The sequence below is a fragment of the Dyadobacter sp. genome (genome assembly GCF_051859145.1).
Lineage (GTDB): Bacteria > Bacteroidota > Bacteroidia > Cytophagales > Spirosomataceae > Dyadobacter.
Map to the genome: position 1 here is coordinate 1 of NZ_JBHYGF010000153.1, position 8,988 is coordinate 8,988.

Sequence of the window (8,988 nt, forward strand, 5' to 3'; positions counted from 1 at the left end):
ATTCCCCACAGCCAGCGCAATTTTCTCTGCATCTTCCTGATTGGCTACTTCCCCTTCCAAAGTTACAGTGTCACCCGAGGTTTTTACAGTCAGACTTTTATATGAAAGTCCAAGTGCTTTAACGTGAGCAAGCAATGCACTTGCACGCAGCGGTTCAACTTCAGGAGCCGGCGCAGCGGCATTTTCGTTTTTGAATACCTTTTCTCCTGATCCTTTGAGAAATGAAAATAGACCCATGGTTTTAAGTTTAAAAGTGAGTAAATGATTACAGGAGAGAATGTCTCTAACCTCATTCTAATGTTGAAAGCAATTATTATACCAAATGGGCAGTCAGATCAAATGTTGCGCAGCATTTGTTTTAAGCCCCAACTTCGTACTTTTGCAAACATCACCACCAACGCCTACGCCGTTACTCCTGCTCAATGAACCGCCCTGATTCGCTTACAAGATTTGATAATGAAGAATTTGATATTTGTATCATCGGAGCGGGCGCAAGTGGTGCAGGTTGTGCGCTCGACGCAGTATTGCGGGGCTATAAAGTAGCATTGATAGACAAACAGGATTTCGCATCCGAAACTTCTTCGCGTTCCACCAAACTGATCCACGGCGGGGTACGCTACTTGGAACAAGCATTTAAAAAACTGGATTTCGCGCAGCTCAAACAAGTCCGTCATGGTTTGGAAGAGCGACATATTGTACTGAAAAATGCGCCCCACCTGGCGCGTCCCCTTGCATTGATGACGCCGGTGAGTTCCTGGTTTGAGGGCCTTTATTTCAAAATCGGTTTGCAGCTCTACGATGCATTTGCTATCAACGATACGCTTCCCAAAAGCAAATGGCTGAGCAAAAAGGAAGTTTTAGCCAAAATTCCGACGCTTGACCCGCAGAAGCTGCATAGCGGCGTACTTTATTATGACGGCCAGCTGGATGACGCACGTTACTGCCTCGCCATTGTACAATCAGCATCGGAGCAGGGTGCAGCTGTGGCTAACTACATGGAAGTTGATGGGTTTGTAAAAAATGAATCAGGTAAGCTCACTGCTGTGAATGCAGTGGATACCCGGTCAGGAAGTAAGTACACCATCAAAGCAAAGCTTGTTATCAACTGTACCGGCCCATTTGCCGACAATATCAGATTGCTCGCAAATCCTGCGCTTCCGGAAAGACTGAGACCGAGCAAAGGCGTGCACGTGATGTTGCCCCCGAAGACCCTGAACAGCGAATATGCAATGCTGATCCCGAAAACGTCCGATGGTCGCGTTGTGTTTGCAATACCCTTCGAAGGTGCTACAATGATCGGTACTACGGACACGGAGTACAGTAAAGTGTCGGAAGAGCCGATGCTCAATGAGGAGGAGAAAGAGTACCTGGCAGCCACATTGAACCCCTACCTGGCGAAGCCAATTGATCTTCGGGAGCTGCGGGCAGGATTTGGAGGCTTGCGGCCTTTATTATCCGCCGATCCGACTAAATCTACCAAGAGCCTTGTTCGCGACCATGAAATTGAATTGGATGAAAAAACAGGCTTGCTGAGTCTGCTTGGCGGCAAATGGACTACTTACAGGTTAATGGCGAAAGATACAATTGACGAGGCTGACGTTATTTTTTCCCAACAAAAACCTTGTACTACGGATGCCCATATCCTGGCAGGTGGAGCGGATTTTGATCCGGAATCCTGGAAGAAGCTGGCTGCTGATTTTGCATTGTCGGACGAAGTTGCGCGGCACCTTGTGTCCAAATATGGAAGTTGGGCCGGTAGGGTAGCTGCGCTGGGCAGGGATAATGCAGCACTCGCAGAGCAGCTTAGCCCGGAGTATCCTTACCTGAAAGCCGAAGTTGTTTATGCGGTCAGGGCTGAAATGGCGGTAACACTCCGGGATTTCCTGGCGAGGCGCGTCAGAATGGAAATCACCGATTGGAAAGAAACATTGAATGTACTGCCTGTTGTCGCCAGCCTGATGGCACGGGAATTGGAGTGGACTGAGGAGCAGGAAAAAAATGAGTTGGCGGAATACGCAGCTCTGATACAAAAATTTATCGCCGGAGCACAGCTAGCTTAGTGCATCAGGCAACACATCGTTATTTCTAGAATGTACATTAAGCAATCAGCCTGCATTTCGCCGCAACGCACTTTCGACAATGGTTTTTTGGAAGGCGACGTAGCATCTTACAAGGGCATCCGGTACCAGGCGATTGAACCCGAATATAATGGCCTCATACCAGCAGGGTTACTGAGGAGAATGGGCAAAGCGATCAGAATGGGCGTAGGAGCGGGGCTGCCTTTGATCAAGGAAACTCCGGTTGACGGTATCATTCTGGGAACTGCAAACGGCGGACTGGAAGATTGTCTCAAATTCCTCAACCAGATCGTCGACTACAACGAAGGCACACTTACCCCCACGAACTTTGTTCAAAGTACACCCAATGCAGTCGCAGGAAACCTGGCGCTGATGAGCAAGATCACCGGCTACAATACCACGCATGTACACAACGGACTTGCATTTGAAGCTGCATTGCTTGACGCCTGGATGCTGTTACAGGAGGGTAGGGCGGAAAGATTACTGGTGGGTACAGTCGAGGAAATTTCCGATTACAACCACAATATCGACTCGCTCGGCGGCTCTTTTAAGAAAGGGGATTTTACTTCTGAAGAGTTATTTACTTCAAATACACCGGGTTCTGTGAATGGGGAAGGTGCAGTCATGTTTGTAATGGAGGAGAGCAAGTCTGCGGAGAGCATAGCCAGGATCGTTGATGTGGACCAAACCAGCTACCTTCCCGAAAGCGGCCTGCACGATCGCGTTCAATCTTTTCTTGCAAAAAACGGACTGACACCGGAAGATATTGACACGCTCTTTCTCGGGATTAGTGGCGATAGCCGCACCGATTACCTGTATACCGGCATGCGGGAGAAGCTATTTAGTGGGAGCAATTGTTATTCTTACAAAAACCTGGTAGGGGATTATCCGACTACCTCGGCATTTGCAACCTGGCTTGGTGTACAAATGCTGGCCGGGAAAAAGCTTCCCGACCAGTGCAAATATGCTTTTTCAGAAGAAAAGGAGCCCCGCAATATCTTGATATATAATCATTTTAAAGGATTACAGCACGGACTTATCCTGTTAGGAGCTGGCTAACCCGGCCGCTCTTTCCTTCATTAAGATCACTTTCGCCAGTGTGGGCAGGATCGTGTCGTGTTTCTTGACAAACGGGTTCGACTGGTCCCAAACGTAACCTGCCAGCACAGAGCAGATCTGGTGTTTGATATCGTCCTCGATTTCACTCGCAAATACAATCGTTTGAAAGTCGCCGCTGTACCAGCCGGTTACGTAGCTTCTGAATACATCAATACCCCGCTGCACCACGCGCTCGTAGTCATTTTCCCAATCCACTTTCTCTCCCTGTAAATGCCGGTCTGTCATTTTTGCCGAAAGCAGGCCCGAGGCTGTGGCGAATGTTACGCCGGAGGAGAATATCGGATCTAAAAATTCGGTACTGTTACCCGAAAGCACAAAGCCTTCGCCAAACATTGACTTTACACCAACAGAGTACCCCAATATCTGACGCGGCTCGAACTTGAATTCCGAGTCCTGGAACCTGCCTCTCAGGTCTTCGAAGTTGCGGATAAAGTCCTTGTACTTCTCTCCGCCATTCTCTGCAAGCTCCATTACCTTTTCTTTGTCGCTCACGATACCCACTGATGTAGATCCGTCAGAAAAAGGGATTGCCCAGATCCAGGATCTGTTGCTGTCAAATGAATGCACAAAAATGTTATTGCTCGCCTTTTCCGAACGGTTTTTATCTTCCAGATGTGAGAAAATTGCTCCCCTCGGTGTGAAGGCAGACGGTTTGCTGAGATCGAATAAACGCGGCAAAACCCGCCCGTAACCGCTGGAATCAATGATAAACCGGCATTGAATGGTATGTAAATTCCCGTCCACATCTTTATATTCCAACACCTGCCTGTCTGCGCTGCATTCTACGCTGAGTACCTCGCATTCAAAATTTACATCCACACCTTTCGCGCGGGTTGCTTCCGCAAGTGTGCTGTCAAAGTCCGCACGTTTCACCTGCCAGGTCCACGTCCAGCCTTTTGTATATTGTTCGGAAAAAAAGAATTCGCAGCGCTTATCTCCCCGCATAAAAGCCGCGCCTGTTTTCTTCTGGAAGTACCGCTCGCGCACTGCATCCAGCAGTCCCGACTCGTCGAGGTGCTCCATACAACACGGAAGCAGACTTTCACCGATCTGGAAACGGGGAAATTTTTCTTTTTCAAGGATTGTGACATCGTAGCCCTTTTTCTTTAAGTACGAAGCTGCTACCGTTCCGGCCGGGCCGGCTCCTATGACTACCACATCAACTGTTTGCATGATCATGCGTTTTTTACTTTTTGAATGAGTTTCTCTTTATCTACAAATGGAAAGCAGGTTATAAATGCACTTACGGTAACCCCCAGTATCCCGTGCAATGAAATGTTCTGGCCCGTCAGGTGCAGGTTTGGTATTTTAGTTTTTGTATTGATCTGTGTCCTGGCTGGTGAAACGGAATCTTTCATAATCCCGTACATAGATCCGTCTTTATTGCCGATATAATCGCGGAACGTGAGCGGCGTAGCGCTGTGCACTGCCTTAATCTTGCTTTTTATACCCGGAAAAACCGACTCGATCTTATTCACAACCTGCTCCTCCTTCTGCCTTTTAAATGCTTTATATTCCTCGTCACGCTGCCCCGGTTCCGCAATCGTGCTGAATGTCTGCTCCCATTTAGCGGTTTCAGAAGCTTTCATATAACACATAATCGACATGGAATCGGCGTAATCGCCCGTCTTGGAGATATAGGGTGTGCAGATAAAGCTTGTTTGCGGCCAGCTCGCTTGTTCGTAGTCAACCGTGTCCCAAACGTTATCGGTATCGTGAAAGTAGATATTGTGGTTGAGGTATTTAAATGATTTTTCGTGAAAGGTAACGTGGACAAGGAAAGTAGATACTGTATTTTCCAGTCCCTGTATCCTGTTTTTATAAATATTCAGAAATCTATCTTCTCCGAAAATATCAATCGTAACCGCAGGATGTACGTTGGAAATGAACTGTTTACCTCTCACTACCTCGCCGTTTTCAAGTACTACCTCTTTCACCAGTCCATTGTCGTGGTAGTTCGCTGAAACTGCCTTTTTATGTTTCACAATCAGCCCGCCGCGCTGCCTGATTGCCCGGCTGAACTGGATCGCGATCTGCGATCCACCGTCGATAAATTTGTAAGCGCCTGATAAATAACTCTTCATGATCAGGGCATGTACATAAAACGGCGTTTTATGGCGCGAACCGGCGTAAAGCAGGTTGGAGCCTGCGAGCACATTTCTTAACCTTACATTATTTGTCAAAGAGGCAATGTAATCGTGTGCGTTGATGGTCAGCATTTCGCTTTCCATGTAGTAGCCTTCCGTAGAAATTTCCAGGTTATAAAGCGGGAACTTGCTGCATACTTCCAGGATCTTTTCGCAATACTTGTTGATTGCCTCCGCCTCGTCCGGAAAATAAGAGATCAGTTTGGTTGCAAATGCTTCGAAACCCTGTGTATAAGCGTATTCTGATCCATCTTCAAACCTGATCACGTCAAATTCTTCATCCAGCCGCTTTAACTTCAGCTGATCAAAAATGCCGAAGTATTTGAAAAACTGATAGAGGTTTTCGCCTTTGTCCAGACTGCCCACATAATGCACGCCGGTGTCAAAAATGCTCTTTCCACGACTGTAAACCTGCAAATGCCCGCCTATCTGATGGTTTTTTTCGAGTACAATCACGCTGTAATTTTCCATCGCAAGAATGAGCGCGCAAGCCAGGCCGCCCAGCCCGCTTCCGACAATTACGAAATCGTATTCTTTTTCAAAAGGTGCAGCTTGCATTATACAGCCTGGGAAATGTTTGATTGAAGGATTTGTTACTGTAAAGTCTCTCCCGCTTTGCGGAGGATGAAAAGGACATTGGACGTTTTTTTCGAATGCTCTTTCAGCTCATAATGAAGATGGTGACGGTGCGCGAAGTCGACAATATCCTTTGACGAAAAGAAGTGAAAATCTTCTTCCTTTTTATTAAATGAAAAAATGCGGGTCGACAAAGCTTCGGTTTTTTTTGTATTTTCAAAACGGCCGCTGAGATCGGTGATACCGTCGCGTATAAATAAAATTCCGCCCGGATTTAATGCAGCAGCGCACCTGTCAAGTAGCGTCCGCTGTTTTTCTTTCGACAGATAATGCAGTAAATCGTTCAGAAAAATCACGTCCTGCGGCTCCTGGCGGACTTCCATTACATCCATTTGTTCAAAATGCAGCTGGTCTGACTTTCGGTAGCTGTTTTCGGCAATCAGGATTTTTTCTTCATCATAATCAATTCCCCTGATCGTCCTTTCTGCATTTTTATAATGAAGATAAAAAGACAAATATCCATATCCGCAACCGAGATCGAGTATCTTCTTCCGCGCACCGATCAGCTCATTATAGCTGGCGAAATTCCGGCTTTCGAGTCTCCATTTCACTTTAAAATACCATTCAAGCACCGGCCCTTTGAACACATAATTGGTAAAAATCTTGTGTTTCAGGTAGCTGGTATCTTCCATTTCATCCTTGTAAGCAGCAAACTGTGCCCGGTAATACGCAGACATATTTTTGGTAGTGTCTCTGAGCTGCCCTTGCAGCAATGGATCTGATTGTGGAATGCGCGGCAGTACACGTACGTTCAGCGCGCCTGGCCGGATCAAAAAGTCATTTTTCGGCAGTACATCGTGCGCGCCGTGGATCAGAATGGGTTGAATGTCCAAACCGAGCTGCGCAGCTAAATGGAATGCGCCTTTGTGAAAACGTGCGATTTCACCGTCCTCAGAGCGGGTACCTTCCGGAAAAATCAGCAGGGAATATCCTTCTGCGACCAACTCTCTAACTTTTTCGATATTCTGCTCCGCTCCATCGTCGGTATACACATAACCCGCATACCGGATAATGGGACCAAAAAAGGGAGATTTGTATACCCAACCTTTAACCATCAGCACGATTTTCGGGTGCAGCATAATAGCCAGCAGGATGTCGAGGAATGAGGTGTGGTTGGCGATGAAAATCACCGGCTTGTCCATTTGGAGGTTTTCAAGTCCTGAAAACCGCTTCTTCACATGTGGGCCGGAGTAAATGACCGATTTGGCAAACCAGGAGAGTGAACTGTTGATCATCGCCCGCTTCCTGCTTTTTGAAACGGGTAAAATCAGGATCGTGAGCAGTTTGGAATGCAGGAAAAGACAGCCGGAAAGAAAGTATGTAAAGCTTGAAATACTGATCAGGAAGGGCAGCATCGTCACCGGCGCCTTCTTTCTTGCAATCCTGTTTTGTACAAAAAAGTCAAAAAGAACGGGTTGGAAAGCAAATGAGATAAAAAGGATGCAAACAATACCGAGAACGCTGATCACCGCAATGGAATGAATTGCGGGATGTTTGGCGAAAATCAGTACGCCCGTACCAATAATGGTGGTAGTCGCCGACAGGATAATAGCAGATTGGTAGGAGTGCAGGGTATCTTTCTTGTATTTGTACCTGCTGAGCAAACCATCGGTCACGAAAATGCTGAAATCATCCCCGAGGCCGAAGATGAATGTGGTAACAATCACATTAACAAAGTTGAACTTGATTCCAAAAATCGCCGCAATGCCCAGTATCCAGATCCAACTGATCACCATCGGCAGAAAGGAAAGCAGGGTCAGCTCAATTCTTCCGTACACTACCAGGAGGGTTAGGAACACAATGGAGGCTGATATCAGGAGCAGGTAATTGAAATCGTCTTTGACCATCGACAACATTTCACCAGCCATTTCGCCCCGGTCAAACAAGGCCGCATGGGGAATTTGCCGGAGTTCGCTTTTGACTGCATCCAGGTTAGTCTGCGGTACCACCACCGTTGAAATGTAAGTGGTTTTGCCGACTGTTCTTTCCACCAGATTGTCTATCCCCAGCTCGGCGAAAAGCGTATCCTGCGAAACGGAATGTTCATATTGTCCCGCAACCCAGTTTTTGAAATCATTAAAGGCAAATGCATTGAAACCGTTTTTGGCGCCGGCCTTGTCCATGACGTCAAATGCACTTTCTTTTCGTCCCAGGCTCCAGTACTCGTGCCACCTCCTGGTCCGTTGAAACTGGATATCGCGTGGTACCAGCAGCGAGCCCGGACTTGCGAAACTGGTAATGCTGCCCTGCTTACGCAATGCGACCAATTTTTGATATACTTTATAATTGATGTTTTCCGCGACCTGCCGACTGGTATGAGAGGCAAAAACATAAATCCGCTTCTGCTTTTTGGGATCAATGCCGGTCAGCGACTGCTCGCGTGATGAAAGGTCTTCATTTTGCAGGCTGAGGTTATCAAACCCGCTGTCAAACTCGGTGAATCGGGCGAAGTATAAGAAGACGAAAGTGAGTGCCCCTATGATCCCCAGCAACCCTACCCGCCATTTGACAGGGGTTGCGGGCAGGTGGACAGACTGCCGCTCGGCTGGCAGCTTCTTGTAATCAAAACGAGCGGATTCGAGAATGACCGGCAATGCAATTAGTGTAAAAAGCGCTGCACCCAGCAATCCCAGCGAAGAAAAAAGACCGAAATCCTGCAAAACGGCCGAGTTGGCAAAATGCAGTGCGCTGAATGCCATGATGGTTGTAAAGCTACCAGTCAATAATGGAGCACTTACTTCTTTTACAGCGGTTGCAATGGAACCGGTATGTCGGAGGTGTGTAAAGAAGTGAAAAGCGTAATCGAGCAGGATACCGAAAATTACCGCACCGGTAGCCAGTGAAATACCCGATACGTCCGGACGCAGGTAGCCGATCGTCCCCAATGCAAACAGTGCGCCGAATAGTCCGGGCAACAGCATGAAAATGGGTGTAAGCAGCTTTCGGTAATAAATAATCAGGAGCAGCAGAATGCAGCCCAGCGCGATAAAGGAAGTATAGTAGGTATC

The 8,988-nt window shown here is 47.4% G+C and carries 6 protein-coding genes; 2 read left to right on the top strand and 4 right to left on the bottom strand.

From position 1 onward, the window contains the following. Nucleotides 1-237: BON domain-containing protein (locus ACTIE6_RS10430; RefSeq protein ID WP_439556578.1), on the bottom strand; the 237-nt coding region annotated here is incomplete at its 3' end. 185 nt (nucleotides 238-422) lie between these two features. Between ACTIE6_RS10430 and ACTIE6_RS10435 the strand changes: the two genes are divergently transcribed. Both ACTIE6_RS10435 and ACTIE6_RS10440 read left to right on the top strand, forming a co-directional pair. Then, the gene (locus tag ACTIE6_RS10435; RefSeq protein WP_439556579.1) at nucleotides 423-2,060 is read left to right on the top strand and encodes a glycerol-3-phosphate dehydrogenase/oxidase; all 1,638 of its coding nucleotides are present in this window, start codon (nucleotides 423-425) and stop codon (nucleotides 2,058-2,060) included. Nucleotides 2,061-2,090: 30 nt separating this feature from the next. After that, on the top strand, nucleotides 2,091-3,137 hold the full coding sequence (locus ACTIE6_RS10440) for a beta-ketoacyl synthase chain length factor (RefSeq protein WP_439556580.1): 1,047 nt from the start codon (nucleotides 2,091-2,093) through the stop codon (nucleotides 3,135-3,137). On the opposite strand, the gene ACTIE6_RS10445 is transcribed toward ACTIE6_RS10440, so the two are convergent. The 3 genes from ACTIE6_RS10445 to ACTIE6_RS10455 form a co-directional block, all read right to left on the bottom strand. After that, the gene (locus tag ACTIE6_RS10445) at nucleotides 3,123-4,376 is read right to left on the bottom strand and encodes an NAD(P)/FAD-dependent oxidoreductase (protein ID WP_439556581.1); all 1,254 of its coding nucleotides are present in this window, start codon (nucleotides 4,374-4,376) and stop codon (nucleotides 3,123-3,125) included. The genes ACTIE6_RS10440 and ACTIE6_RS10445 overlap by 15 nt on opposite strands. Next, nucleotides 4,373-5,902 carry a phytoene desaturase family protein gene (locus ACTIE6_RS10450; protein WP_439556582.1) on the bottom strand — a complete coding sequence of 510 codons (1,530 nt, stop codon included), beginning with the start codon at nucleotides 5,900-5,902 and terminating at the stop codon, nucleotides 4,373-4,375. The genes ACTIE6_RS10445 and ACTIE6_RS10450 overlap by 4 nt, the downstream gene beginning before the upstream one ends. A 35-nt stretch (nucleotides 5,903-5,937) precedes the next feature. Then, the coding region (locus ACTIE6_RS10455) for a 1-acyl-sn-glycerol-3-phosphate acyltransferase (protein WP_439556583.1) at nucleotides 5,938-8,988 on the bottom strand (3,051 nt) is incomplete at its 5' end.